Source organism: Marinomonas ostreistagni (assembly GCF_016461785.1).
Taxonomy (GTDB): Bacteria; Pseudomonadota; Gammaproteobacteria; order Pseudomonadales; family Marinomonadaceae; genus Marinomonas; species Marinomonas ostreistagni_A.
The window spans coordinates 1-25,458 of the sequence record NZ_JAEMUH010000017.1; the positions used below are offsets into that span (position 1 = coordinate 1).

At 44.1% G+C, this 25,458-nt stretch carries 21 protein-coding genes; 9 read left to right on the forward strand and 12 right to left on the reverse strand.

The annotated features are described in order from the left end of the window. The first annotated feature begins 23 nt into the window (after positions 1-23). Positions 24-1,685: a nitrite/sulfite reductase gene (locus JHD44_RS16065; RefSeq protein ID WP_199463854.1), complete on the forward strand. Its 1,662-nt coding sequence runs from the start codon at positions 24-26 to the stop codon at positions 1,683-1,685. Then, positions 1,669-2,148 (forward strand): DUF934 domain-containing protein, encoded by a 480-nt coding sequence (locus tag JHD44_RS16070; protein WP_199463790.1) that lies wholly within the window; start codon positions 1,669-1,671, stop codon positions 2,146-2,148. The genes JHD44_RS16065 and JHD44_RS16070 overlap by 17 nt, the downstream gene beginning before the upstream one ends. A 250-nt stretch (positions 2,149-2,398) precedes the next feature. Here JHD44_RS16070 and JHD44_RS16075 read toward each other — a convergent pair whose 3' ends face one another. Then, the gene (locus tag JHD44_RS16075; RefSeq protein ID WP_199463791.1) at positions 2,399-3,550 is read right to left on the reverse strand and encodes a M14 family metallopeptidase; all 1,152 of its coding nucleotides are present in this window, start codon (positions 3,548-3,550) and stop codon (positions 2,399-2,401) included. 36 nt (positions 3,551-3,586) lie between these two features. Between JHD44_RS16075 and JHD44_RS16080 the strand changes: the two genes are divergently transcribed. Together JHD44_RS16080 and JHD44_RS16085 are read left to right on the forward strand one after the other, a co-directional pair. Then, complete coding sequence (locus JHD44_RS16080) at positions 3,587-4,096, forward strand: hypothetical protein (RefSeq protein WP_199463792.1); 510 nt, start codon at positions 3,587-3,589, stop codon at positions 4,094-4,096. 199 nt (positions 4,097-4,295) lie between these two features. Continuing rightward, a complete protein-coding gene (locus JHD44_RS16085; RefSeq protein ID WP_199463793.1) occupies positions 4,296-4,781 on the forward strand; it encodes a putative 4-hydroxy-4-methyl-2-oxoglutarate aldolase in 486 nt (161 codons plus the stop codon). A 77-nt stretch (positions 4,782-4,858) separates the two neighbouring features. Here JHD44_RS16085 and JHD44_RS16090 read toward each other — a convergent pair whose 3' ends face one another. The 4 genes from JHD44_RS16090 to JHD44_RS16105 are packed head-to-tail and all read right to left on the reverse strand — an operon-like array spanning position 4,859 to position 11,813. After that, on the reverse strand, positions 4,859-7,558 hold the full coding sequence (locus tag JHD44_RS16090) for a hsp70 family protein (protein WP_199463794.1): 2,700 nt from the start codon (positions 7,556-7,558) through the stop codon (positions 4,859-4,861). Next, on the reverse strand, positions 7,558-9,306 hold the full coding sequence (locus JHD44_RS16095) for an Hsp70 family protein (RefSeq protein WP_199463795.1): 1,749 nt from the start codon (positions 9,304-9,306) through the stop codon (positions 7,558-7,560). Before JHD44_RS16095 ends, JHD44_RS16090 begins: the two co-directional genes overlap by 1 nt. Continuing rightward, entirely contained in the window at positions 9,307-9,900 is a 594-nt protein-coding gene (locus tag JHD44_RS16100; RefSeq protein WP_199463796.1) for a DUF2760 domain-containing protein, read from the reverse strand. Positions 9,901-9,905: 5 nt separating this feature from the next. Further along, positions 9,906-11,813 (reverse strand): ATP-binding cassette domain-containing protein, encoded by a 1,908-nt coding sequence (locus JHD44_RS16105; RefSeq protein WP_199463797.1) that lies wholly within the window; start codon positions 11,811-11,813, stop codon positions 9,906-9,908. 241 nt (positions 11,814-12,054) lie between these two features. Here JHD44_RS16105 and JHD44_RS16110 point away from each other — a divergent pair, with 241 nt between their 5' ends. The 5 genes from JHD44_RS16110 (at position 12,055) to JHD44_RS16130 (ending at position 18,395) form a co-directional block, all read left to right on the forward strand. Beyond that, positions 12,055-13,155, forward strand: a complete 1,101-nt coding sequence (locus JHD44_RS16110) for an efflux RND transporter periplasmic adaptor subunit (RefSeq protein WP_199463798.1) — start codon at positions 12,055-12,057, stop codon at positions 13,153-13,155. After that, positions 13,152-16,256 (forward strand): efflux RND transporter permease subunit, encoded by a 3,105-nt coding sequence (locus JHD44_RS16115; protein ID WP_199463799.1) that lies wholly within the window; start codon positions 13,152-13,154, stop codon positions 16,254-16,256. The genes JHD44_RS16110 and JHD44_RS16115 overlap by 4 nt, the downstream gene beginning before the upstream one ends. Positions 16,257-16,380: 124 nt before the next feature. After that, the gene (locus JHD44_RS16120; protein WP_199463800.1) at positions 16,381-17,151 is read left to right on the forward strand and encodes a motility protein A; all 771 of its coding nucleotides are present in this window, start codon (positions 16,381-16,383) and stop codon (positions 17,149-17,151) included. A gap of 5 nt (positions 17,152-17,156) precedes the next feature. Next, entirely contained in the window at positions 17,157-17,939 is a 783-nt protein-coding gene (locus JHD44_RS16125) for an OmpA/MotB family protein (RefSeq protein ID WP_199463801.1), read from the forward strand. Between the two features lie 30 nt (positions 17,940-17,969). After that, a complete protein-coding gene (locus tag JHD44_RS16130; protein ID WP_199463802.1) occupies positions 17,970-18,395 on the forward strand; it encodes a PilZ domain-containing protein in 426 nt (141 codons plus the stop codon). Positions 18,396-18,464: 69 nt separating this feature from the next. Here the strand turns inward: JHD44_RS16130 and JHD44_RS16135 are convergent, their stop codons facing one another. The 7 genes from JHD44_RS16135 to trpA form a co-directional block, all read right to left on the reverse strand. Next, positions 18,465-19,637, reverse strand: a complete 1,173-nt coding sequence (locus tag JHD44_RS16135) for an O-succinylhomoserine sulfhydrylase (protein ID WP_199463803.1) — start codon at positions 19,635-19,637, stop codon at positions 18,465-18,467. Positions 19,638-19,726: 89 nt separating this feature from the next. Continuing rightward, positions 19,727-21,235, reverse strand: coding sequence for an amidophosphoribosyltransferase (gene purF / locus JHD44_RS16140; protein WP_199463804.1), 1,509 nt, complete (start codon positions 21,233-21,235; stop codon positions 19,727-19,729). 66 nt (positions 21,236-21,301) lie between these two features. Further along, positions 21,302-21,835: a CvpA family protein gene (locus tag JHD44_RS16145; RefSeq protein WP_199463805.1), complete on the reverse strand. Its 534-nt coding sequence runs from the start codon at positions 21,833-21,835 to the stop codon at positions 21,302-21,304. Positions 21,836-21,905: 70 nt separating this feature from the next. Continuing rightward, positions 21,906-22,502, reverse strand: coding sequence for an SPOR domain-containing protein (locus tag JHD44_RS16150; protein WP_199463806.1), 597 nt, complete (start codon positions 22,500-22,502; stop codon positions 21,906-21,908). A gap of 8 nt (positions 22,503-22,510) precedes the next feature. Further along, a complete protein-coding gene (gene folC, locus JHD44_RS16155) occupies positions 22,511-23,743 on the reverse strand; it encodes a bifunctional tetrahydrofolate synthase/dihydrofolate synthase (protein ID WP_199463807.1) in 1,233 nt (410 codons plus the stop codon). A 3-nt stretch (positions 23,744-23,746) separates the two neighbouring features. Continuing rightward, complete coding sequence (gene accD / locus JHD44_RS16160) at positions 23,747-24,613, reverse strand: acetyl-CoA carboxylase, carboxyltransferase subunit beta (protein WP_199463808.1); 867 nt, start codon at positions 24,611-24,613, stop codon at positions 23,747-23,749. 38 nt (positions 24,614-24,651) lie between these two features. Further along, entirely contained in the window at positions 24,652-25,458 is an 807-nt protein-coding gene (gene trpA, locus JHD44_RS16165) for a tryptophan synthase subunit alpha (RefSeq protein WP_199463809.1), read from the reverse strand.

The window sequence follows — 25,458 nt, forward strand, 5'->3', positions numbered from 1 at the left end:
ATACAACAACGGTTCAGTCTTTTATGTATCAATACGACGCAATTGACCAGCAGCTAGTGGAAGAGCGTGTGGCACAATTTCGCGACCAAACTCGCCGCTACCTGAATAAAGAGCTAAAAGAAGAAGAGTTTCTTCCTTTACGCTTACAAAATGGCCTATACGTTCAGCGTTATGCTCCTATGCTACGTATTGCTATTCCTTACGGAATGGTTTCCAGTACGCAACTTCGACTTTTAGCAGATATTACTCGTCGTTACGACCGTGGCTATGGTCATTTTAGTACTCGCCAAAACTTGCAATTGAACTGGCCTAAGCTTGAAGATGTGCCAGACATTCTTGCTGAGCTAGCAACAGTTCAAATGCATGCAGTACAAACCAGCGGTAACTGTATCCGTAATACAACAACAGATCAGTACGCAGGCGTTATCTCTGATGAGGTGGCTGACCCTCGCCCATATTGTGAACTGATTCGCCAGTGGTCTACTTTCCACCCAGAATTCGCATTTCTACCACGTAAATTCAAAATTGCCGTTTGTGCAACGGATTCTGCTGACCGTGCTGCAACTCAAGTGCACGATATCGGCCTTCACATCAAGAAAAACGAAGCTGGTGAGATCGGCTTCAAAGTCATCGTGGGTGGCGGTCTTGGACGTACACCTATGGTAGGTGTGACAATTTCAGAATTTATTCCTCGCGCAGACCTATTGACATATTTAGACGCTATCATCCGCGTTTACAACCAACAAGGTCGTCGTGATAACAAGTACAAAGCGCGTATTAAGATACTAGTTAAAGCACTAGGTATTGAAGAATTCCGTAAGCGTGTAGACGCTGAATGGGAGCATTTACGTGGTACTGAAAGCACAGTTCCGATGAGTGAATTCGATCGTCTAGCAAGCTTCTTTACTGAGCCAGAGTATGAAGTACTTGAAGATCAGCCTGCTGAGCTAGCGACAAAAATTGCGGAAAGCAACGGTTTTGCTCGTTGGTACGAGCGCAACACATTCGAACATAAAAAACCTGGCTACCGCATTGTTACGCTTTCATTGAAAAAACCTGGCATCGCACCTGGTGATGCAACAGCAGATCAAATGGAAAAAGCAGCGAACCTTGCTGATCAATACAGCTTTGGTGAACTTCGTGTAAGCCACGAACAAAACCTAGTACTGGCTGATGTTCGTCAAGACCAGTTGATCGAGCTTTGGGAAGCAGCGAAAGAAAATGGTTTTGCGACACCTACTCTAGGTCTATTAACAGATATGATCTGTTGCCCCGGTGGTGATTACTGTGGCCTTGCAAACGCAAAATCGATTCCGATTGCAGAGCAAATCCAAGAAACCTTCGACAACCTAGATTACCTATTCGATATCGGTGATGTTGACCTTAACATCTCTGGTTGTATGAATGCTTGTGGTCATCACCATGTGGGCAACATCGGTATCCTGGGTGTTGATAAAAAAGGTGAAGAGTTCTACCAAGTATCACTAGGCGGCGCGTCTGGTCACGATGCTTCAATTGGTAAGATCCTTGGCCCCTCTTTTGCACAAGAGCAAATTGGTGGCGTAATCCAGAAAGTTATTGGTGTTTACGTTTCAGAACGTACGGAAGAAGAACGCTTTATTGATACATTCCGCCGTATTGGAATTGCACCATTTAAAGAGGCCGCATATGCCAAAGATAATTAAGAACGGCGAGATCGTCGAGAACACTTACGTTTGGCAACAAGATGCCGAAGCTACTGCCAATGAAAACTCGATCGTGTCAATGCAAAAGTGGCTAGACAACCAAGATAGCGTCGGTAAAGTTGCTGGCATTTGGATCGATGCAGGTGAAGGTGTTGAGCCTCTTGCAGGTGTTGACTTAAACCAATTTGACGTAATTGGCGTAAACTTCCCAACGTTTATGGATGGCCGTGGTTTTAGTTACGCTCGACTACTACGTGAACGCCTAAACTACCAAGGTGAAATTCGTGCGCTTGGTGCATTCATGGCTGACCAGCAAGGCTACTTGATTCGTTGCGGCTTCAACAGCTTTGAATTTGCAGAAGACGTTAACCTTGATATCGCGTTAACTCTGAACAAACCATTCAGCGTTGCTTACCAAGGCGATGTAGCGGATCCACGCCCGATCTTCTTACGCCGCGGTTAACTAAAACGTTAGCCTGAAATGAAAAAAACCGAGCTTAATGCTCGGTTTTTTACTGCCCGTCGACCCGATTCCATCGGGGAAGCAAACTTTCAATCGCCATCAGGAGATGGCTCGTAGACCCAATTCCTATCAAGACCGTAAGATTAATCTGCTTCGCACAGCGAAGTCCTACAACAGCATCATCTCACAAAGTAGGACCGCGCTTTGCGCGGGAAAAGCATGCTCGCAACCTCTAGGGAGAAATAGACGCTTAATCGCCCTTCATATGTTCACTGTTGACCACGTGGTAAATAGGGTAAAGCACATCAGCACCTAGGATCTTAGAGCGCTCAGGTGACCAGCCAACAACTTCGTCAGGTAAATTCTGATTGTCTTTAAATGGCATTTCTAACGTTAATGACAAGCAGCGGTAGGTATTGCCAACCCATTTAGAAGCCACGGTCAGTGTTTCTTCACCGTATCGTACTTTTTCATAGCCGATTTCGTTTTGGAAATCAGGACTAACCGCAGTGAAAATTTCTTCGAATATGGATTCCATATCAGCAATACGTTGATCGAAGTTTGGCACACCTTCACAGCCATCAACGAAGTTTACTGGCAGCGTTTCATCACCGTGAATGTCCAAGAATAAATCAACGCCTGTTTCCGCCATTTTCTTCTGCACAGCCAGTACTTCTGGGCTACGCTCTTCTGATGCACGCTTCCATTCACGATTCAGGTTTACCCCTTTACTGTTCACACGCAAATTACCGTGTACGGCACCATCAGGGTTCATGTTTGGTACGATGTAGAATCGACATTGTTCCAACAGAGCACGTGCAACAGGGTGTGACTCGTCGAAGATACGTTCCAATAGCCCTTCCATAAACCATTCCGCCATGGTTTCACCAGGGTGTTGACGTGCGATGATCCAAATATTCTTCGCTAAACCTTGAGTCTTACTAATCTCAAGCATCGTGATATCACGCCCTTCAGCGGTTTCACCAATGTGGTGGGTAATGCAATCTTCGTAACTGGCTGCCCATGCCACCATATCTAAGTGACGTTCATAACTGTAAGGAGCAAAGTAAGCATAATACACACTGTCTTGCTCAGGTGTATGAGTGACTTCCAATACCCCCTCAACATATTCAGTTGGCACACGAAACCAGTGCTCTCGATCATATGAGGCGACCGCTTGGTAGCCTTCCCAACCGTCTGCAAAGGCCGCGTCAGAAGCATTCTCAAAACGGATGACACATTGCTCACCCATTCCACCTTGTAAACGGAAATAGAACCACTGGAAGAAATCAGAGTTTGTATCTTTCGGTATATTTACTCTAATATTGTCGGGCTCTGTGGCGTCGATTACTTCGATATTACCGCCATCAAAGAAACTGCTGATTTTGAGTCGGCTAGTCATTCACTCTTCCTTAACGCTAGGCTGTTAATTTTCATTATGGCAAGTTTACCCATATTCATAAGCGCTGTCGCTAACTCTACGGACGAACCACACTTTCCACTGTTATTTACTTGGTCCACACACGACGGTCAGATCAAAGAAGTCTTGGTAACCCCAGACGATGACTGGCTTCACGAGCATTCAATTGAGCCCAATCTACAAAACCTAGACGAGCAACAACTTTACGAATTTGGTTATGAAGCTCAGGACATTCTCAATGAATGGGCCGCTGAACTAGATACTGACACGATGTATGCAGTCGATGCAGAGTCGGTAGAGGCTTTAGTTGAAACACTTTACGATACAAAAGGGTTAGATCCTGCCTTTGAAATCGTATCCATTGAACAATGGTTTAATGAGCGTGATATCAACCTTCATCGCGCTCGCGAAGAACAAGGCGATAACACCCCTTTGCATCTGTTAAGCCCAGACGAACAAATCATGAGCCTGTTACAACTTGCAGCAGGCCATGACCTCCTTGATTTAAGTGATTTAGAAACCGAATAGTTTCAAAAGGCACTTTAAATATCGAACATAAACGAGGCGCTATAGCGCCTCGTTTCATATGCTTCTAAAGTGATTGTCATGACTAACTCGTACGACCCGACTCCGTTCGGGGAAGCTAAGTTATATCGCCATCAAGAGATGGCCCATAAAAATCAATTTTGATTAGGAACAGCTATTTTCATTACTTTGGAATTTCACTATGAAAGACATTCTGCCAGACCTGTGCGACCTATATCCTAAGCATGTACAAATTGCCGAGCCTATTTTTCAGGACTTTGGTGGCCGTGATAACTTCCATGGCGAAGTCGTTACAGTGTACTGCTTTGAAGACAATAGCCGAATTCGAGAACTTGTCCAAACCCCCGGTAAAGGCAAAGTCCTTGTGGTAGACGGTGGTGGAAGCCGACGAAGAGCGCTACTAGGTGACATGCTTGCAGAGAAAGCTGCAGCCAACGGTTGGGAAGGTGTGGTCATACATGGTGCAGTTCGTGATGTCGCTGCGCAAGCACAAGTTAATCTTGGCCTAAAAGCCTTGTGTGCTCACCCGATGCCAACCGAGAAAAAAGGCTTGGGCGAAGTAGGTAAAACACTGTCTTTTGCTGGTATCGTTGTCGCAAACGGTGATTACATCTATTGTGATGCAAATGGTATTTTGGCTGCCAAGCAACCTTTAGCCTTACCTTAAACAGGTAATAAAAAAGGGGAAGCACATCGCTTCCCCTCAAGTTCACACTAGGTGAATAAGCTCTGCTGAACAGCAGACTAACCTAAAGATAGTCCAATCGGTAAGGTTTCGCCAACCAATTTAGAAAGGTCGGCATCTGTGAGCTCAGAACTGTTCTGCTCTAGACGCTGAGACCATTGGGCGGGACATTTGTCTTTCTTAAGCTTATCGAGTACCTTTTTACGTAATGGCTTCAGTTCTTTACTTTCCTCATCAGCACTCAATTGAACCATCAAAACAGCAGCCAATCCCGCCTGCTTGCGTTTTTTCCAATCTTCTTTTAGCGCTTCTTGAGTCAACTTGATCGCCAACGCTTGGTCTAATTTGTTAGCCTCTTCATCCAGTAGAAGTCGGCGTGATGCTAGACGGCCTACCGACCACCATGCCGTGTCTGGCTCAGATGATTTTTTAAGGCGCTTAGAAAGCCAATCAATCGTTTCAAGCTTGCGCTCTTTAGGAAGTCGTTCGAGTGCTCCCACCATACGAATCATGTCATCACTGGATTTTGTGGTAAGCGCTTTTTGCTTTTCGCGAGAACGCTGCCCTGTAGGTGAGTAATATTGAGCAAACTGTTTGTATAGGCTTTCCTGCATCGATACAGAAAGCCCACCGGCAATTCGTCGATACAAGGTCCAATGCTGCCCCCATACCGGTGCTTGATCATGCTTAGGGCCTTGCTTCGTTGCATTCATCGTCTGCTCAACCCGAGCTTCATCGCCTAAAGCACCATAGCCTGGACGTAAGCAGAAACCAATCAACTGCAACCACTGACGCTCATGTTGTGGGGACTTGGTACGACCACTTTTTACGGCCAGCAATTTATCTGCTAGACGGCGTGACGTTGCCAAGTTCCATTCTTCGCGATCGCCAAGCAAGCGGTCTAAATCCTGCTTAAGGGACTTTACTAAATCTGGGTATTCTTTTTGGCCAGCAGTAGAGAAACATTTCACTAAATGCTCCTCAGCTTGACCCATATTGCTGTGTAACGGACCATCTTGATCGTTTGCAGCACTCTCTTCTGATGACTTAGCCACACCAAAATGCAGCACCCACTGATCTTCCGGTGCCTGCGAAAGCAGCTCTACTTTAAGAATACCCACTTCCGTCATGGTAGCAGACAAAGCCACTTCAACAGTATCGCTCGAGGCATTGCCATCTAGCTCAGTTACCAAGTTTGAGACAAAATGAAGGCCTGATTCATCAGACTTCAACTCCCCCACATCACAAGATAAATGGTCATCACAACGATACAGAGGAAATTGAACCTGTTCACCCATTTTCACTTTAAAGGTTTGCGATAGCTTGATTTGCTCTTCTTTTGGCGTACCTTTTGGCAGCAGTCCAAGGAACTGACCATCAGCAAGCTTCAATAACAAACTGTGAGCCACACCACTTTCGATCCGTTCAGACTCACCTGCTAAAGAGCGTAGGTACTGGGCGGCACCTTTCGCAACCGCATCGTTTGGCTCTGAAGCATCGCAGACAATAATAGGGCTATCAGACCATTGGTTAAGTTGCTCTAAAACACGATTTTTTAGAAGATCACTGTTAAACAAACCACCGTTAAACAACACCACATCAGGCATATTGGCGCCTGTTGCAGCGTTTATTTCATCTCGGTGGGAAGCAAGAAAAGCCGCTAAATGGCGGGTAAAGGCTGCATCACTTTCATAAGGCAAACCCAGAGTGTGAACAGCGTAGTCGCTTTTCTGTACTTTGGTATCAAGTGCCTCTAGCGGTAGAAACCCTGTTTCCACTTGCTCAACCAATTGAGCACGTTCAACCGTGAATTTCTGTGAGCCGCCAATCAAGCGACTGCCGCCACCTAAAACCGTTAAAGTAACGGATTCTGGTGCATCTTGCCCTAACAAAGACTCTTTAGCTTTACGGGTTTGCTGTACCAACGCCGCCAAACGAGAAGCAGACAATGCAGAGATCTGACGAGGGTCTAATTGGTAAGCAAGCGCCTGATCAAGATTGTCGCCACCCAACAGTAGATGATCCCCTACCGCGACACGTTTGAGACTAGTCTTATTCTGGCCAGTAGTATCAATACGAACCAAGCTAAAGTCCGTGGTACCACCACCAATATCAACCACTAAAAGCATTTTGCCTTTCGCTAAGACATCCAGGTTATCTTGATTGCGAATAAAGTGATAACACGCAGCTTGCGGCTCTTCGAGCAAGTACAACTCGCCAAAGCCTGCTTGTTGGGCAGCTTCAAGCGTCAGAGCTCGTGCTTCTTCGTCAAACGAAGCTGGTAGTGTCAACGCAACATCTTGCGCTTCAATTGGGCTAGCAGGAAAAGCATGATTCCACGCCGCTCGAATGTGCGACAAAATAAAGGCACTGGCTTGTAGCGGACTGACTTTACGCGGTGCTTCACTACCCCAAGGAAGGATCGCTTCGCGACGGTCAACTTGGCGATGGCTAAGCCAACTCTTAGCACTTTGAACCAATTGACCAGAGCGACGCTGACCAAGCTCTAATGCGCCGTGCCCCACAATCAAGTCTGTGGCCTGTCCACGCCATGGAAGAACAGGCTCGATTTTGCCTAGTTCATCTTTGGCTAATAGGTAAATCGCACTCGGTAAACGCGTGGATGGGCGAACCGTCCCATCCGCCATAAACTGAGGTATTTCCAATAATTTGGGCTCTGTCTCGCCCGCCGCAAGGTAAGACACCACACAGTTGGTGGTGCCCAAATCAATACCAATACGATATCGAGCGTTTGACATTAAGACTCCCTAACTTGGAATTCGATTGTCCATACTAGATCTGATGTCACATCGTGTGCTTGAAGCAGTAGAAGACCAAGCTCTGTCACACGAGCTGACAAGCAAACACGTACCATGTCGCCTTCTTGGTAATGTCCAGCGTCCAAAGCAATAGACAGAGGGCTAAGTTCACTTAAGGCCGGAACTGAGAAAGACGGAATAACTTTACCGAGCGTATCGACCTCAGCACCTTGTGATTGGAAGAAACGGAAAGTAACCGTTTCCCCTACCACAAGGGAAAACTCGTTTGGCAACATCTGCTCGTCAGAGCCTTCCTCTAGCCCAAATGGCGCCACACACAACGCATCAACGGGTGGAGCCATGCCTGGGATCGCAGGCATTGGACTTGCAACACCAATGTAGTAATTCGCCGCTAAGCCGCTTTTTACTTTAACGCCGCCTTCTTGCTGAACTTTCTCATAGAAAGCCGCACCTTTTGCTACTGCATAATCAAGGTGCGCAGGCGTTAGCATCGTTAATTCTGTGTGCTCACCAAGCATCTCCTGAAGACGCTGCTCCAGTAAATCACGGATTGGTTTCGCGTTAAACACACCACCGTTTAGCAGTACTTTATTAGGAACTACTTCAACGGTTGCAAGGAATTCTGAGATGTGGCGTGTGATCGCAGGGTCCGCTTCATAATCTAGGTTAATGGCAGCAAAACCTGAGCGTTGAGCAGCTTGAGCACGTTCACCTAAAGTGACTACTGGAAAGAAACCAGCCAACAATTGTTGCTGAACATCTTGCTGGGTCAACGTTGATTTAATGCTGTTATTAAACAAGCTACGACCACGACTGGGTACCACTACAGTGGCATCCACTAAATCTTGATTACCTAACAAGCGCTCTTTTGCTTCACGACAAGCTTGCGTTAAACCTGTAATTTGCCAAGGTTCAAGTTGCGTGCCTTGTTGCGCTAGTTGCCCCGCCAAATGGTACGTCAACGTCATGTCCATATTGTCACCACCCAGAAGGATATGACGACCTACCGCAACACGCTCAAGACCTAGACTACCGTCTTGATCAACCGCTTGAATCAATGACAAGTCAGTGGTACCACCACCTACGTCAACTACCAAAATATGATCGTCAACGTTTAGTGCATCCGTCCACTTAGGTTGATCTGCCAACCAAGCGTAGAAAGCCGCCAACGGCTCTTCGATAAGACGCGCACGAAGACCTGCTTTATTCGCAGCATTTTCTGTAATCGCACGAGCAGCAGGATCAAACGAAGCCGGCACGGTAATAACCACCTGTTGCTCTGCCATTGGGGCGTCAGGGAACTTATGATTCCAAGCATTTACTAAATGCTCAATGTACCATTCAGTGACTTGTGCAGGGGAAACTTTTTCGACTTCTTCGAGTGCATCAACAGGTAACACCTGCTCATCAGCGTTCACTCGTGAATGACACAACCAACTTTTCGCGCTCTGCGCCATACGACCTTGTGATTTACCACCTAGCTCTCGCGCTAAGGCACCAACGATAACGTCTACTTTGCCCCAAGGAAGCTGACGATCACTTTCTAGAAATTCCGTTGCGTGCGGGAAGTAAGCAAAAGATGGCAGCAATGCCAATTCTTCCACTCGACCCGCAGCGGTAAGCTGAGGAATCAATAACTGCTGAAGACTTGCATCTTCGCCCTGCTCTGCATAAAACACTGCTGAGTGAGTGGTACCCAAATCGATACCAATAAAATACTGTGCCACTTAAACCTCTACTTCCGCAGGCGCCAAAATATGTAGGCTGTCTGTGTTAGAAACTTTTGGTAGGTTGGTTGCCGTTACTTGCCAACCTGGATGAATCAAGGTACCTGCGTATGGGCCTTCACCCTGCACGCGACCTTCAAGCTTGATTGCTTTTGGATCATAGTCCGCAGCCACTTCAACACGGCTGTTTTCAGGTGCACCATTTACCACATCAACGGTAAAGTATTGACTAACCACCTTTGAACAACCTGCATGAATCTGACGAGCTGCTGCACCAACGTCAGCATCGCTGTAACCATCGATACTCTCTTTTACGAAGTCGATAAAGCGTGCTTCTTGTTGTAAAAGTTGGAGCAATTGAAGTGCACCGTCTTCATTAACGGTATCAAGTTTAGGCGCTTGAACTTCAACCTCCTTCACCACTTCAACCGTTTTCGTGATAACTTCGGGTTCTACTTCTGAGGCAAACTTTTGGCCTTCGCCGACCGCTGAACAGCGGGCAGCGTATTGACCATTGCCCATATATTTAAAAAATTGGCCGAACGCGCCAAAGAAGCGCGAAACAAAACCAATCGATTTGATTTCATCTGACATAGTATTTATCCGTTCTGCATTTCTTCAAGCTCGACCCAACGTTCCATCGCGTCTTCGAGCGCTTGTTCTGTTTCGCTAAGTTTCGCCAGAGTAGCTTGAACCTTTTCTTGGTCGCCCGTGTAAAAATCAGCTGATGAAGTCACTTCATTTAGTTCTTCTAGCTGCTGTTCTAAATCGGCTAATAGGTCAGGCATCGAATCAAACTCACGCTGAAGTTTGTAGCTTAGTTTGCTCTTTGTTTTGGCTGGTTCCGCGACTTTTTTAGGTGCTTCGGTTTTCTTTTCAGCCTTTTCCGGCTTTTCTACTTCTGCGGTCGATTCATCAGGGAATTTACCACCTTGACGAATCCAATCTTCGTAGCCACCGACGTATTCTTGAACATTACCTTCCCCTTCAAAAGCAATCGTACTGGTGACTACGTTATCTAGGAATGCACGGTCGTGACTGACTAGTAGCAAAGTCCCATCGTAGTTCATCAATAGCTCCTCGAGAAGCTCCAGTGTTTCTACGTCTAGGTCGTTGGTCGGTTCGTCCAATACCAATAGATTGGCTGACTTTGTAAAAAGCTTCGCCAGTAGTACACGGTTGCGCTCACCACCTGATAAAGCTTTTACCGGTGTACGCGCGCGTTCTGGCGGGAACAAGAAATCTTGTAAGTAACCAATGATGTGGCGGTTCTGACCATTGATTTCAATGGTATCTTTACCTTCGCCCACGTTATCTGCGACCGTTTTTTCAGGGTCTAGCTGATCACGTAGTTGGTCAAAATACGCAATTTCAAGCTTAGTACCTTGACGGACAGCTCCTTGGTTAGGCGTCAGCTGGCCAAGAAGAATCTTTAGGAAAGTACTCTTACCACATCCGTTAGGACCGATTAGACCAATGCGATCGCCACGGCCTACAACAAGATCCATTGGTTTAAGAATGACTTTGTCACCGAATGAATGGGCAACTTGAGTAAATTCAGCCACCAACTTACCGGATTTCTCTTTGCTATCCAGTGTCATTTTCGCCGTACCTTGACGGTTCACGCGCTCTTTACGTTCTTCACGCAATGCTTTCAAAGCACGAACACGACCTTCATTACGGGTACGACGCGCCTTGATACCTTGTCGAATCCAAGCTTCTTCTTCGGCTAATTTCTTATCGAATAATGCATTGGCACGCTCTTCTTCTTCCAAAAGCTTTTCTTTGTAATCTAGGAAGGCTGACAAAGAGCCAGTGAAAGACAACATATTGCCGCGATCAAGCTCAATAATACGGTTGGCTAGGTTTTCCAAGAAACGACGGTCGTGGGTGATGAACAGAATCAAGCCACGGAACTGTTTCAACTGACTTTCCATCCACTCAATGGTCGGAACGTCCAAATGGTTGGTTGGCTCGTCCAACAGCAATACATCTGGATTCGACAACAAAGCTTGAGCCAAGATAACGCGACGGCGCCAACCACCTGAAAGTTCTGACATGAGTTTGTCAGCAGGTAATGCCAAGCGTTGAATCATATGGTTAACTCGCTGATCAAGGTCCCAACCTTGGCGCTTATCCAATTCGTTTTGGATGCGTGCTAATTCATCATGATGGGCTTCGTCAAAATCGGCGAGCAGCTCATTGTAGCGTTGCATCAATTGGTGGATGTCACCACCACCTTCGCTAACAACTTCACGTACTGTCTTGTTATTCGCTGCTGGCAATTCTTGCGGCAACTGAGCAACGCGCATGCCGCCTTCTACGCGAATTACACCTTCATCAGGAATAATCTCACCCGCAATAATTTTTAGAAAGGTAGACTTACCTGCGCCATTGCGGCCGATGATCGCTACTCTTTCTCCGGCTTCTGCAGAGAAGCTAACTTTACTTAACAACGGATGATGGCCAAACGCCACGCTCACTTGGTCGAGTGTTAATAAACTCATAGTATTCCGTAAAAACAGGGTCAATTTAGTGTCGACATGTTACCACTGTTCGACAATAAAAATTAATAAAAGGCATTATGTTTGCTTTGTTTTTTAATGAAAAAATCAATAATCGACAGTAATTTTGAAATCTCACGACCTGTGCTGACATCATAAGATATCAATTAATGTAATATTGGTATGTCATGATTATTGCTTAGAGGCTTATAATCCCATAAAAATAATTATCATGGAGTGAGACATGCAGATCAAAAACAAACTTGGTCCAGCATTAGCTGTAGTAATCGTTGCAACAACAATTGTATGGATGCTAAGTGGAAGCAATGGCATCACTCACGCTCAGTCAGAATCAAACACACAAGATTCTTCCTCACCCGAAAGCGATCATGCTGATCAAGCATTTTTTGTCAAAGCCACAACGTCACAAGCCGTACCTGTAACTGAGTCTATTACTTTGAGTGGTCAAACCACCGCAGACAATATAATCACTCTCACAAATAGGATTGCTGGATATGTTACGGATGTTTTCGTTACGAAGGGTCAGAGCATCGAAGCAGGTAAAGTCTTATTCAAAATTGATGATCGCTCTTTGAAGGCTAGCCATCTTTACGCCAAAGCCCTTGTAAAACAACGTACACTTGAACTCCAAGGAGTTCTGCGTTTAAACAATCAACAATTAACCTCTCAGGTAAGTGTTGCGGAAGCAGAAGCAGCATTAGCAAGCGCAAAAGCAAACCTAATAGATCTAGAATTAGATATTGAAAAAACCTCTATGACGTCACATTCATCTGGCGTATTGAACAAATTCGCGATTGAAAAAAATCAGTGGTTAGACATAGGCTCTGACGTTGCACAAATCGTTGATGTTTCCCCTCTAAAAGTAACGACATTAATACCTCAAAAGTATATTGGGAAAACATTGGTTGGTAGCCCCGTTAATCTAAAGGGACCTAACAACATTGAGATAACAGGTATCATTACATTTATTGATACGATCGCTGATGAAGCGACACGCTCATTACCTGTTGAGATCACACTAGATGACGCTAAAGGACTCCCTGCAGGAATATCTGTTGATATCAACCTTCCTTTAAAAGAGTCCAATGCACACCCCATTTCTCCGGCTTTACTTTCTATCAATGATGATGGAGATATGTCGGTAAAAACCCTTGAAGGTAATACTGTCGTCAGTCGAGCGGTTTCAGTTATTAAATCTGATCGCAATCACGCCTGGGTTTCGGGCTTACCCAATACTGTAACCATCATTACCTCTGGGCAAGGATTCGTAAAGGATGGCGACTTCGTTAAAGCAGAAGTAACGGACGGAGTACAGGCTCAATGAGAACTATAATTGATGCTTCACTAACCCGATCTCGAACGGTTCTTCTTATATTTGTACTGATTATTTTATCTGGCGTTGTTTCATACATTGAGATACCCAAAGAAAGCACACCGGATATTACGATCCCAATGGCTTACGTGTCAGTCTCACTTGAGGGGATTGCTCCTGAAGACTCTGACAGTTTACTCGTTCACCCACTTGAACAAGAGCTTAGAGGCGTGGAAGGGCTGAAAGAAATACGTAGCACCGCTTCAGAGGGCCATGCCTCCTTAATACTCGAATTTGAATCAGGTACAAATATTGATCAAGCGATTATCAACACTAAAGACAAAGTGGATCGTGCCAAAAGTGAATTACCAAGCGATGCAGACGAGCCTACTGTCACGGAAATAAACCTATCTACCTTTCCTGTCTTGCGTATTAATTTATACGGTGACATAGATTTTCCACAACTAAGCCGTATAGCCAATAACCTACAAGACGACATTGAAGCTGTAAAAGGCGTACTTGAGGCCAATATTCAAGGTGACAGAGAACAACAAGCTGAAATCATTATCGATCAGCAAAAACTAGACAGCTACGGACTTTCATTGACCGATGTGTTGAATCTCTTAAGCAGCAATAATCGATTAGTGGCAGCGGGCAATTTGGACACTGGAGCAGGTCGCTTCCCCATAAAGGTTCCAGGCTTACTCCAAACTAAGGAAGATATTTTAAATTTACCCCTTAAGGTATCAGGTACAAACATCGTACAGATGAAAGATATCGCCACAGGAGAATTAACCTTCAAAGACGCCACTAGTTATGCACGTGCAAACGGCAAATCTAGTATTACACTTGCGGTTTCCAAACGAGTAGGCGCCAATATCATTGAAACCATTGATGCAGTCAAGGATGTCATAAATAACAATCAAGCAACATGGCCTGAAGAACTTCACTATTCTTTGACTCAAGACGAATCAGGACAAATTGAAACGTCTTTGAATGACTTATTTAATAACGTTCTGGCGGCTACACTTCTGGTGATGGTTGTTATCGTTTGGGCATTAGGTATTCGTTCAGCGATACTTGTCGGATTAGCCATTCCAGGGGCATTTTTAACCGGAATACTATTTCTAAACCTTCAAGGCTACACCATTAATATGGTCGTTCTCTTTGCGTTAATCCTTAGTGTTGGAATGCTAGTCGATGGAGCGATCGTTGTCACAGAATACGCGGATAGAAAACTGGCTGAGGGGCAAACCAAACAACAAGCTTATGCTAGCGCAGCTAGGAGAATGGCATGGCCTATCATAGCCTCTACAGCAACCACACTGGCAGTATTTATGCCTTTACTATTCTGGCCAGATATTGTCGGTGAGTTTATGCGCTATATGCCAATCACAGTCATCGCTACGCTTTCAGCTTCACTGCTCATGGCACTCATTTTTTTACCAACTATGGGCGCAATTTTTGGGAAAAGAGGCGCTTACTCTGACACTACCCTAGCCTCATTAAAACTCACAGAAGAAGGCAATCTAAATGACTTACAAGGGTTAACAGGTCGATATGGCAGACTATTAACCAAACTTGTAGAACACCCTATTAAGGTTCTTTTTATCGCAATTGCGGCGTTAATTGGGGTGATTACATTGTATTCACAGTTTGGTAAAGGTATAGAGTTTTTTCCCAATATCGAACCAGAAGTTGCCAACATCGAAGTACGCGCTCGAGGTGATTTATCTTTAATTGAAAAGGATCAAGTGGTTCAGCAAGTTGAGCTGTTAGCGTTGAATGAACCAGACTTTAAAAGTGTCACAACCACTACCTATAGTTCAGCGCCAGATAATGGATCTCCAGATGCTGTAGGCATCATCACACTTGAGTTTACTGATTGGTTTTCAAGGCGTCCAGCCTCTGAAATATTACAAGATTTTAGAGATAAAGCTAAAAGTATACCTGGCATTCTTGTTTCTACCGTTGTAGAACAAGGCGGTCCACAGTCTGGTTCCGATATTGAGTTACAACTTAGCTCTAATTATAGTGCTGTAATCAATGAATCGGCAGATCGAATTATAGAAGAGCTTAGAACCCGCCCTGAAATAGTCTCCGTTAATGACGATCGATCATTACCTGGTTTAGAGTGGCGACTAGAAATTGACAGGGCGGAAGCAAGCAAATTTGGCGTCAATGTAGACATGCTTGGCAACGTTGTTAAATTGGTGACAACGGGCATTACACTTGGCGACTTTCTACCGGATGGCGCTGAAGATAAAATCGATATTGTGGTGAGATTCCCGACATCGCAGAGAAACCTAGAACAATTAGATCAGCTCCATATACCAACAAATTCGGGGATTGTCCCAATTAGCAATTTTGTTCGTACTATTGCCGCACCAAAACAAGGTTATATTCATCGAGTTGATGGTAAAAGAGCTGTAAAAATTTCCGCAGACGTTAAAGATGGTCTAGTTGTTGACCAAGTTATTAAACAAATCCAACAAAAATTATCCAATTCGGATCTTCCTACTTCTTTAGATTACGAGTTCAGAGGTAATACAGAAGATCAGCAAAAAGCGGGTGCATTTTTAATGAAAGCTTTTGCAGTTGCCTTCTTTATCATGACAATCATTCTAGTCACCCAGTTTAATAACTTTTTTCAATGTTTACTCATTCTAAGCGCAGTTATTTTTTCAACTATCGGAGTCTTTGTGGGTTTGATGCTGAAAGGTGAACCTTTCGGCATCGTGATGAGTGGTGTTGGTGTTATTGCTTTAGCGGGTGTAGTAGTGAACAACAACATTGTATTAATCGATACGTTTAATGGCCTAAAACAACAAGGCATGGACGTAAAAGAAGCGGCTATCAGAACAGGGGTTCAACGTCTTCGCCCAGTCATGTTGACGACTATCACCACTATATTGGGCCTCCTACCAATGGTATTTCAGCTTAACATTGATTTTATTCACAGAGAACTCAGTATTGGAGCGCCCTCTTCACAATGGTGGACTCAACTCTCAACGGCCATAGCTGGGGGCCTTGCATTTGCAACGCCACTTACTCTTATATTGACACCTTGTTTGTTAGTATTGGGCCAAAAGAAAAAACGAAAAGAGATTTAGTCACATCAAAAATGACAAAAATCGTACAAAAATGCATACAAAAAACTGACAATTAGCTTGTGGTCAATGTATTGCATCGACATAATGAAATGACATTTTTTGCAAAAGTTAGGTAGTTTGATCAATGGATTTTGCATCGTTTATCGGTATTATTTCGGGTATTGCACTAATTGTTTCTGCAATTTTCTTAGGCAGTAGCGATTTTTCAATTTTCATAAATATTCCCGGCATAATGATAGTTATTGGTGGCACCATTGCTGCCACACTTCTTACTTTTCAATTCAAAGATACCATGGCAGCCCTGCGAGCTATGTTTATTGTGTTTGCTCAAGACAAGCAAGATCCACAGGCCATGATTTCTACAATGTTGCAACTTACCAAGATTGCACGACGCGAAGGCTTGGTAGCATTAAGCCGCGTAGAAGCCGACTCACCTTTTTTGAAACGAGCACTTGGTATGGCTTCAGATGCCTCTGATGAAGAGTACATACGCAAAACGCTTCAAGCGGACATTGACTCTTTAAAGATGCGTCACTTTGTTGTTCAGGATGTATTTAAGAAAATGGGCACTTATGCTCCAGCCTTTGGGATGCTGGGTACATTAATTGGTTTGATCCAAATGCTGTCGCAACTTGACGACCCAGAAACCATCGGCCCATCTATGGCCGTAGCACTTCTTACAACGTTCTATGGATCCCTATTAGCAACTGTTATCTTTAACCCTATTGCAGGTAAGCTAAAAGCCAGAACGATACTTGAAATCCAAACCTTAGAAATCATTAGGGACGGAACTGTTAGTCTCTTGGGTAGCAATAATTATTTGGCTGTATACGAACGCCTTTCATCTTATATCCCTGCGCATCAGCGTAAGCCAGCTGGAATCGGTGGAGAATAAAGCATATGACAGACCCTTTTCTAGAGGATGATGATACCGCAGGCTGGATATTCACCTTTGCCGACTTAATGTCATTATTGCTGGTTTTTTTCATTCTGCTTTACAGCTTATCCCGAATGACTGAAACAACCCTGGTTGCAGCACTTTCTTCTATCCAAATAGCACTTAACAGTAACGGCGCATTAATTAGGCAGGAACCCGTTCGTTATTCTGGCGGCGGCACTGAGACCATCAAACCCGCCGAACCGCAAATGGCTACAAATCAAGAACTGGTGTATGCAAAAGATCCTGTTGACGAGGAAGTGAGAGAAGAAGTCAATGAAATCGCTAATGATGTAGTCAGTAAATTTGTAGCCAATAATCTAGAAAGCCAAGTCATGGTTTTTGAGGACGGCGAAAAAATTACTATCCGAATTGATGGTCACTCTCTATTTGAATCAGGTGAAGCTGAGATTCTCTACAGCGCAGAACCCATCTATGAAACCTTGCTAGGTATCTTTAACCGTTACCCTGATTACAATATTAATATAAAAGGCCATACGGACAACATTCCCATTAACACTACGCGTTTTCCGAGCAACTGGGAGCTATCTGCCATTCGGGCAACCACAACCCTTCGTTACTTTTTAGAAAACGGAATTCCTCCAGAGAGAATGACTGCAACTGGCTATGCCGACAGTATTCCATTAGTAAGGAATGATTCAGAACAACATAGAGCAATGAATCGTAGAGTTGAATTTGTCTTACAGCGAGATAAAGATAAACCAATTGATAAAAGTAATAATTAATATGTTGCTTGGACTTGCACGGAGTACTGCATGACTGATGACAAAAACATTGAGTACTCATCTTCTGAGCGTAGAAATGCCATAAGAGTCGTCCCGAAAGGTCATAAGCTTTCGTTTACTCATAACACGGTGACAACACTCGAATGCATTGATATCAGTATGGACGGCGTCGCACTTATGAGCGATTTGGACTTAGCCATTAATAACAATGATCAAGTTGCTTTTATACTTGATCAAAATGATGTAGTGATTGGTAAAGTTAACGCTCGACTTGTATACAAGCAACCAAGTCGTTCTGGCTGGCAATTTACAGCCATGGAAGAAGAAGTTAGAGAATTTATTGATCAACTTGTTCTTGAGACACAAAAGAAAGCCCTCAGAAAAGCCGCACATGAACGCATTGTTAAAAATGAAAAGAAGCTATTAGATTTAGCTGATGATGAATATGATATGTAAACTTAGCTAAGCTACGCTTTTTAAAATGATAACGGGAGCTAAATCGCTCCCGCTCTTATTCAATACAACCTAAACTTTTTCTAGTGCTTGCTCAACATCAGCAATAATATCCTCGATATCCTCTAAACCAACAGAGAGGCGAACAAGGCCTTCTTTTATACCAGCGGCCAACTTCTCTTCATCAGTTAAACGCCCGTGTGTAGTGGTTGCAGGATGAGTAACAAGGCTCTTTGTATCACCTAGGTTACCTGTTATAGACATTAATTTAACATTATCAATAAATGACCAAGCTGCTTCACGACCGCCGTCTAGTTCAAAGGACATGACACCGCCAAAGTCTTTTTGTTGTGTTTTTGCTAGTTGATGGTACTTATGCGAAGGCAAACCACCGTAATTCACCTTCAACACTTTTGGATGCTTCTCAAGGAACTCTGCTAACGCTAACGCATTAGCAGAATGGGCTTTCATACGAAGCCCAAGCGTCTCCAGTCCATTCAAAAGCACCCAAGCATTAAATGGGCTCATTGCGGGACCCGCACTGCGCATAAATGCCACAAATTGCTCTACAATTTCTTTCGAAGAAATAAGTGCGCCACCTAAACAGCGACCTTGTCCATCGATAAACTTCGTTGCTGACTGCATCACAATATCAGCACCTTGAGTCAGAGGATTCTGCAATGCAGGTGTTGCCAGAACAGTATCAACACAAAGCAAAGCATTTTTGGCATGAGCAAGCTCCGCAACTTTGGCTACATTGACTACCTCATACAATGGGTTTGATGGGGTCTCAAAGTAACAAAGGCGTGTATTTTCATCGATTTCACGTTCCCATGCTTCGTAATCTGTCGCATCGACGTAGGCGATTTCAACATTGTACTTAGCCATGTACGCATTGAAAAATTTAACGGTTGAGCCAAATATATTGCGTGAACAAACAACCTTATCGCCAGATTTTAAAAGTGAGTACCCTAGCGTCATTAAAGCCGCCATACCTGAAGACGTTGCAATGGCCGCCTCCCCTTTCTCAAGAGCAGCTAAACGCTTCTCGAACATCTCGACAGTTGGATTCGTAAATCGTGAATAAATATTACCATCAAGTTCACCACCAAACTTACCAGCCGCCTCAGCAGCACTAGAGTATGCAAAGCTCGAAGTTATAAAAATAGCTTCGCTGTTCTCTTGCTCTAGGGTTTGACGAATACCCGCTCGAATAGCGAGCGTTGCATCTTTATATTCAGACATAGGTCACTCCAAGTTGACACTTTAAAAACAACTAAGCCAGGTCAGAGCCTGGCTTAGTATGAGCAATAACAAGCACTAAGCCAATGGTGTTACATTGGGTGCATTAGGTCGCTGTTTGAAGCTTCTTCAGTAGAAGCTTTCTTTGAATCACTACGCGCATCAGCCAAACCTTGTAAATAAGCTTGGTCAATATTACCTGTGATGTATTTACCATCAAATACAGACGTATCAAATTCACGCACATCAGAATGTTTCTCATCAATACACGCAGCAATCAAGTCATCTAAATCTTGGAAGATCAAACGATCAGCGCCAATTAATTGACAGATTTCATCTACGCTACGTTCATGCGCAATCAACTCTGTCGCTGCAGGCATATCAATACCGTAAACGTTAGGGTACCGCACCTCTGGCGCCGCTGACGCCAAGTAAACTTTCTTAGCGCCTGCTTCACGAGCCATCTCAATAATTTCTTGGCTTGTTGTACCGCGAACAATCGAGTCATCGACTAGAAGAACATTCTTATCTTTAAACTCGAATGGTACTGGGTTTAGCTTCTGGCGAACAGACTTCTTACGTACAGTTTGACCAGGCATAATAAAGGTGCGACCGATATAACGGTTTTTCACCAAGCCTTCACGGAATGGAATATTTAGCTCTTGGGCAATCTGTAGCGCAGCGGTACGACTCGTATCAGGAATTGGAATCACTACATCGATGTCATGATCAACCCATTCACGCTTAATTTTAGCCGCAAGACGATCTCCCTGATTGATACGTGCTTTGTATACAGAAATACTATCTATCACTGTATCAGGACGTGCAAAGTAGACGTATTCAAACAGACATGGACGGGGTGCTTTCGCTTCTGTACATTGACGTTGATAAACGTTGTGCTTCACATCAAAGAACATGGCTTCGCCTGGACGAATATCACGCTCAATTTTAAAGCCCGCTGCATCAAGCGCTACACTCTCAGAAGCGACCATGTACTCTGTGCCATTTTCCGTTTCTTTTGAACCATAGATAAGAGGACGAATCCCATCTGGATCACGAAACGCCAAGATACCGTAGCCAGTGATCAAAGCCACAACTGCGTATCCACCTTCGATACGTTTATAAACACGCTCTAATGCGTTAAAAATATCTTCTGGTGTCGGGACAAGCTTACCTTCTTCATGAAGTTCATGAGCTAATACGTTAACCAAAACTTCGGAATCAGATGTTGTATTGATATGGCGAAGATCCGATTCGAACACCTCTTGCTTAAGTTTTGCTGTGTTCGTTAAGTTTCCGTTGTGTGCCAACGAAATACCGTAAGGAGAGTTCACATAAAACGGCTGAGCTTCAGCTGAACTAGACGTACCCGCTGTTGGGTATCGTGCATGTCCAATGCCGATATTGCCGTGCAGTTTTTTCATGTGTCGTGTACGAAACACTTCACTCACTGGACCATTATCTTTGCGCAAGCATAATAATCCGTTATGGCTTGTAACCATACCAGCAGCGTCCTGACCGCGATGCTGAAGAAGCGTGAGAGCGTCAAAAATGGTTTGGTTAACCATAGACGTGGCTACGACACCAACGATACCACACATGTATATATACCTCGTGATTTGGGGAAAACGACTTCGCCGTCTATTTTTTACTTCGCAAAAATGCGATTAACTACTAAAAGTACGATCAATAAGAGAGGTGTCGAAAACATCCCCCCCTTTGCCTAAAATCTCACGTACCCAATCTTTCAAAACAACCAGCTGTGGAACTAACTGTGACGACTTCCACATATCCGACTTTTCAATTGCCGGACTTAAGCTTAATAGGGATATAAATGCTACGACGATCAAAGCACCCCGAACAAAGCCGAATAACATTCCAATGACTCTGTCGGTACTGCTTAAACCTGTCGCCTGCACTAAGGACCCAAGAATAAAATTAACTAGAGCACCAATCACTAATGTTGCTATAAATAAAGCTATAAACGCTACGATATAACGAATTTGATCATTCTGTACCTGGTCAACTAACAAAGATTGAAGCGGACTTGTAAACTTTACCGCTACAATAAAAGCAACAACCCAAGTCACTAATGACATGACTTCTTTAACGAAGCCTCGCTTTAAGCTCAATAGAGTCGATAAAACAACGACTGCAATGATTAACCAGTCAAGAGTTGTGATGGACTGAATCTGATCCATACCTACCTCTAAAATATGCTGCGCAGTTTACCAAAAGTTGCCAGTATTCCAAGCAGCAAGCTAAAAACAATTAAGAATTAGGAGCGTACTTCACAACGATGCCGCTGAGTTTAAACTCTTTCAGCACCTTTTGTTTCATCTTTTCTGACTCTTCACGCTTCAGCTCTGGCCCTACAAATACTTTGAAGAGCGAATTTGTGGTAATTACATAAGCTGAATAGCCGGCATCCTGTAACTTTTTTAAGGTACGCGCAGCATTTTCTTGCTTACCAAATGTCGCCACCTGTAAAGTCCAACGGTCTGCAATGGGCACAGGTTCTTTAGTCACTTTTACAACTTCAGGAGCTGTAATATTACTCTCTTCAGACTTAGCAATGACTTCTGATACTGTTTTAGGCTCTTGGGTTGGCACTACTTGAGCCTTGGTTTCTGAAGGCAGCAGCTCTATTTCGTTCACATCTACTGGCTCGTCTGCCATGTCCATTTCAGAAATAGGCTGCACCGGAGCAATCGCTATTTCAGGAAATTCTGGGCGCTCTGGAACGCTAATTTGAACATCCAATGAGTCAGGCCTTTCACCATCCAATATTAATGGAAGTAAGACTGCTGACGATGCAATAAGTAAGCCTGCACCAATTAAGCGATATTTCGACTTTGCATCCAACATTCAGTCACCTACTTAACAACATGTGTTGACAGGTATTCTGACACAGTTAAGAAAGAGCCAAATACGATAACAACAGAATCCTTTGTCTTTGCCATCTGTTTAGCCTGATCTAACGCTTCAGACATAGACGGATGACAAAGGACATCACCTTCCACATAGCGTGACAACTCCTCACCTTTGGCACCTCTTGGCCCAGGTAAATCGATAAAATTCCAAGCTATAAAGGAATCTTTTAACGTATCCATTACACTGGCTATATCTTTATCTTTTAACATGCCACAAACAGCAATCGCAGACTGTTCAAGTTGAGATATTTGCATTTTAAGTTGACTCGCTGCCTCTGGATTATGAGCGACATCGATATACACGCAGGGGGCTTCTTCAACTCGTTGAAAACGCCCCAAGAGAGTGGCGGACTCAAATAAAGCAACAAGGTCCACATAATTTACTTCTACATCCAGTTGGAGTAATGCTGCGATCACTGTTGCAGCGTTTTCCAAAGGGAGTTTTGGCAGTGGCAACTCAGAAAACTCTAACCCCAAGCCTTTCCATGTCCACTTTTTACCATCAATACTAAATGTGAAGTCTTTATGTTTTTGGAGAAGTGAAGCACCAACCTCTTCGGCAGTTTTGGCGATCGTTGCAGGTGGATTGACCACTCCTGATACCAAAGGCTTAGCTTTTCTGGCAATACCGGCTTTCTCATAGCCAATGCCATCAATCGAGTCACCCAGCCAGTCAACATGATCAAGCGCGATAGAAGTGATCACAGCTAGATCTGTATCGACCATATTAACGGAATCTAATCGGCCACCTAAACCTACTTCTAATACCCAGTAATCTAAACCAAGATGATCAAACACCCAAAGCGCAGCCAAGGTTGAAAACTCGAAGTATGTTAGGGGTGTATCACCACGTATCGCCTCAATAACTTCAAATGCTTCACAGAGTAAAGCATCTGAACATTCCTGAGCATCAATCTGAACGCGCTCATTGAAGTTGAGAAAATGAGGGGATGTGTAAGTACCAACTTTAAAGCCAGCATTCACCAAGTACTGGGTCAACATGGTACAAGTTGACCCCTTGCCGTTTGTTCCAGCAACAGTGATGACTTTTGCTTTTGGTCGACCTAGGTTCAAGGCATTTAAAACCTTTAAACCACGCTCCAGCTCGAGTTCGATCTCAGCTGGATGCTGGCTCTCAATGTATGAGAGCCATTCAGATAAAGACTTAGCGGACATTAATTAGGCTGCTTTGTTCGTCAAAATAGACAGGATACTATACAAACGATCACGCATTTCATGACGTGTAATAATCATGTCCAATGCGCCTTTATCCAGAAGGAACTCAGAACGCTGGAAGCCTTCTGGCAGTTTTTCACGTACTGTTTGTTCAATAACACGTGGGCCTGCAAAACCAATCAACGCATTTGGCTCAGCCACATTCAAATCACCTAGCATAGCAAGCGACGCAGACACGCCACCGAACACTGGATCTGTCATAGCAGAAATGTAAGGAATACCTTGTTGCTTCATTCTCTCAAGACCTGCACTGGTCTTCGCCATCTGCATTAAAGAGATTAAGGCCTCTTGCATACGTGCGCCACCTGATGCAGAGAAGCAAATCAATGGAATACGTTTTTCAAGACAGACATTGACAGCTTGGATGAACTTCTCACCGACAATTGAGCCCATTGAGCCGCCTAGGAAGTTGAACTCAAATGCCACCGCTACTACGGGCATACCATTCAAAGTACCTTCCATAGCAACCAAGGCATCTTTTTCACCGGTTGCTTTTTGCGCCGCAAGCAGACGGTCTTTGTATTTTTTGGAGTCTTTAAACTTCAACTTATCTTCTGGCTCAAGGTGAGCTGCGATTTCTGAGCGCCCTTCTTTATCAAGAAAAATATCCAAACGGCGTCGTGCATTCACACGCATGTGGTGTTCACACTTAGGGCAAACGTCTAAGTTTTTTTCAAGCTCTGGACGATACAAAACATTGTCACATTTTGGGCACTTTTTCCAAAGACCCTCAGGGACTCCGCCTTGTTGTGCACGCTTCGATTCACTGCGCATAATCGAAGGAACAAATTTATCTAACCAACTGCTCATTTAACTCTCCAAATTAATTACTAACTGATCGCTTTTGCTTATTTGTCCATTTCCGAACGCATCGGAGACAAGATTGAACGTAGCGCATCAGCAACTTGATCTTGTGAACTTTCCTTCGCTTGGGCGATGGCATTAACTAAAACACTACCGACGATGACACCGTCTGAACACTGGCTAACTGCATGGGCAGTTTGTGCGTCACGGATACCAAAACCAACACCTATCGGCAGACTTGTAATTTCTCGTAATGATTGAACATGTGACGCAACACTATCAACGTCTAATGTTGCCGAACCTGTCACCCCTTTTACCGATACGTAATAGACATATCCAGACGCCAAATCACAAATCTTTTTGGCACGCGCTGGGGTTGTTGTTGGCGATAAAAGGTAAATCAAATCAATGCTGTTACTGCGGAAGCATTCTACAACATCTGTCGCCTCTTCTGGAGTCAAATCTACCAATAAAATGCCATCAACACCGGCTTCTTTTGCTGCATCAGAGAAAGCTTGATAACCGAAGAACTCAATTGGATTCAAATAGCCCATTAAAACAACAGGTGTTTGCTGATTAACCTGACGAAACTCGGCAATAATTTCAAGCACTTTACGAATCGTCATGCCCGCTGCAAGAGCTCGCTCGCAGGCCAGCTGAATCACTGGACCATCAGCCATCGGATCAGAGAATGGCATACCTATTTCTAATATATCTGCACCAGACTCAACTAATGCATGCATCAACTCAACAGTATATGACGGGGTTGGATCGCCTGCTGTGATATATGGAATTAATGCCTTTTTGTTATCAGCCTTCAGCTGCTCAAAACAATGTTCGATACGGCTCAT

Bases quoted from the DNA above. Each gene is read 5' to 3' on its own strand.
- JHD44_RS16065 (WP_199463854.1), top strand. From the start codon at position 24: ATGTATCAATACGACGCAATTGACCAGCAGCTAGTGGAAGAGCGTGTG.
- JHD44_RS16070 (WP_199463790.1), top strand. From the start codon at position 1,669: ATGCCAAAGATAATTAAGAACGGCGAGATCGTCGAGAACACTTACGTT.
- JHD44_RS16075 (WP_199463791.1), bottom strand. From the start codon at position 3,550: ATGACTAGCCGACTCAAAATCAGCAGTTTCTTTGATGGCGGTAATATC.
- JHD44_RS16080 (WP_199463792.1), top strand. From the start codon at position 3,587: ATGGCAAGTTTACCCATATTCATAAGCGCTGTCGCTAACTCTACGGAC.
- JHD44_RS16085 (WP_199463793.1), top strand. From the start codon at position 4,296: ATGAAAGACATTCTGCCAGACCTGTGCGACCTATATCCTAAGCATGTA.
- JHD44_RS16090 (WP_199463794.1), bottom strand. From the start codon at position 7,558: ATGTCAAACGCTCGATATCGTATTGGTATTGATTTGGGCACCACCAAC.
- JHD44_RS16100 (WP_199463796.1), bottom strand. From the start codon at position 9,900: ATGTCAGATGAAATCAAATCGATTGGTTTTGTTTCGCGCTTCTTTGGC.
- JHD44_RS16105 (WP_199463797.1), bottom strand. From the start codon at position 11,813: ATGAGTTTATTAACACTCGACCAAGTGAGCGTGGCGTTTGGCCATCAT.
- JHD44_RS16110 (WP_199463798.1), top strand. From the start codon at position 12,055: ATGCAGATCAAAAACAAACTTGGTCCAGCATTAGCTGTAGTAATCGTT.
- JHD44_RS16115 (WP_199463799.1), top strand. From the start codon at position 13,152: ATGAGAACTATAATTGATGCTTCACTAACCCGATCTCGAACGGTTCTT.
- JHD44_RS16120 (WP_199463800.1), top strand. From the start codon at position 16,381: ATGGATTTTGCATCGTTTATCGGTATTATTTCGGGTATTGCACTAATT.
- JHD44_RS16125 (WP_199463801.1), top strand. From the start codon at position 17,157: ATGACAGACCCTTTTCTAGAGGATGATGATACCGCAGGCTGGATATTC.
- JHD44_RS16130 (WP_199463802.1), top strand. From the start codon at position 17,970: ATGACTGATGACAAAAACATTGAGTACTCATCTTCTGAGCGTAGAAAT.
- JHD44_RS16135 (WP_199463803.1), bottom strand. From the start codon at position 19,637: ATGTCTGAATATAAAGATGCAACGCTCGCTATTCGAGCGGGTATTCGT.
- purF (WP_199463804.1), bottom strand. From the start codon at position 21,235: ATGTGTGGTATCGTTGGTGTCGTAGCCACGTCTATGGTTAACCAAACC.
- JHD44_RS16145 (WP_199463805.1), bottom strand. From the start codon at position 21,835: ATGGATCAGATTCAGTCCATCACAACTCTTGACTGGTTAATCATTGCA.
- JHD44_RS16150 (WP_199463806.1), bottom strand. From the start codon at position 22,502: ATGTTGGATGCAAAGTCGAAATATCGCTTAATTGGTGCAGGCTTACTT.
- folC (WP_199463807.1), bottom strand. From the start codon at position 23,743: ATGTCCGCTAAGTCTTTATCTGAATGGCTCTCATACATTGAGAGCCAG.
- accD (WP_199463808.1), bottom strand. From the start codon at position 24,613: ATGAGCAGTTGGTTAGATAAATTTGTTCCTTCGATTATGCGCAGTGAA.
- trpA (WP_199463809.1), bottom strand. From the start codon at position 25,458: ATGAGCCGTATCGAACATTGTTTTGAGCAGCTGAAGGCTGATAACAAA.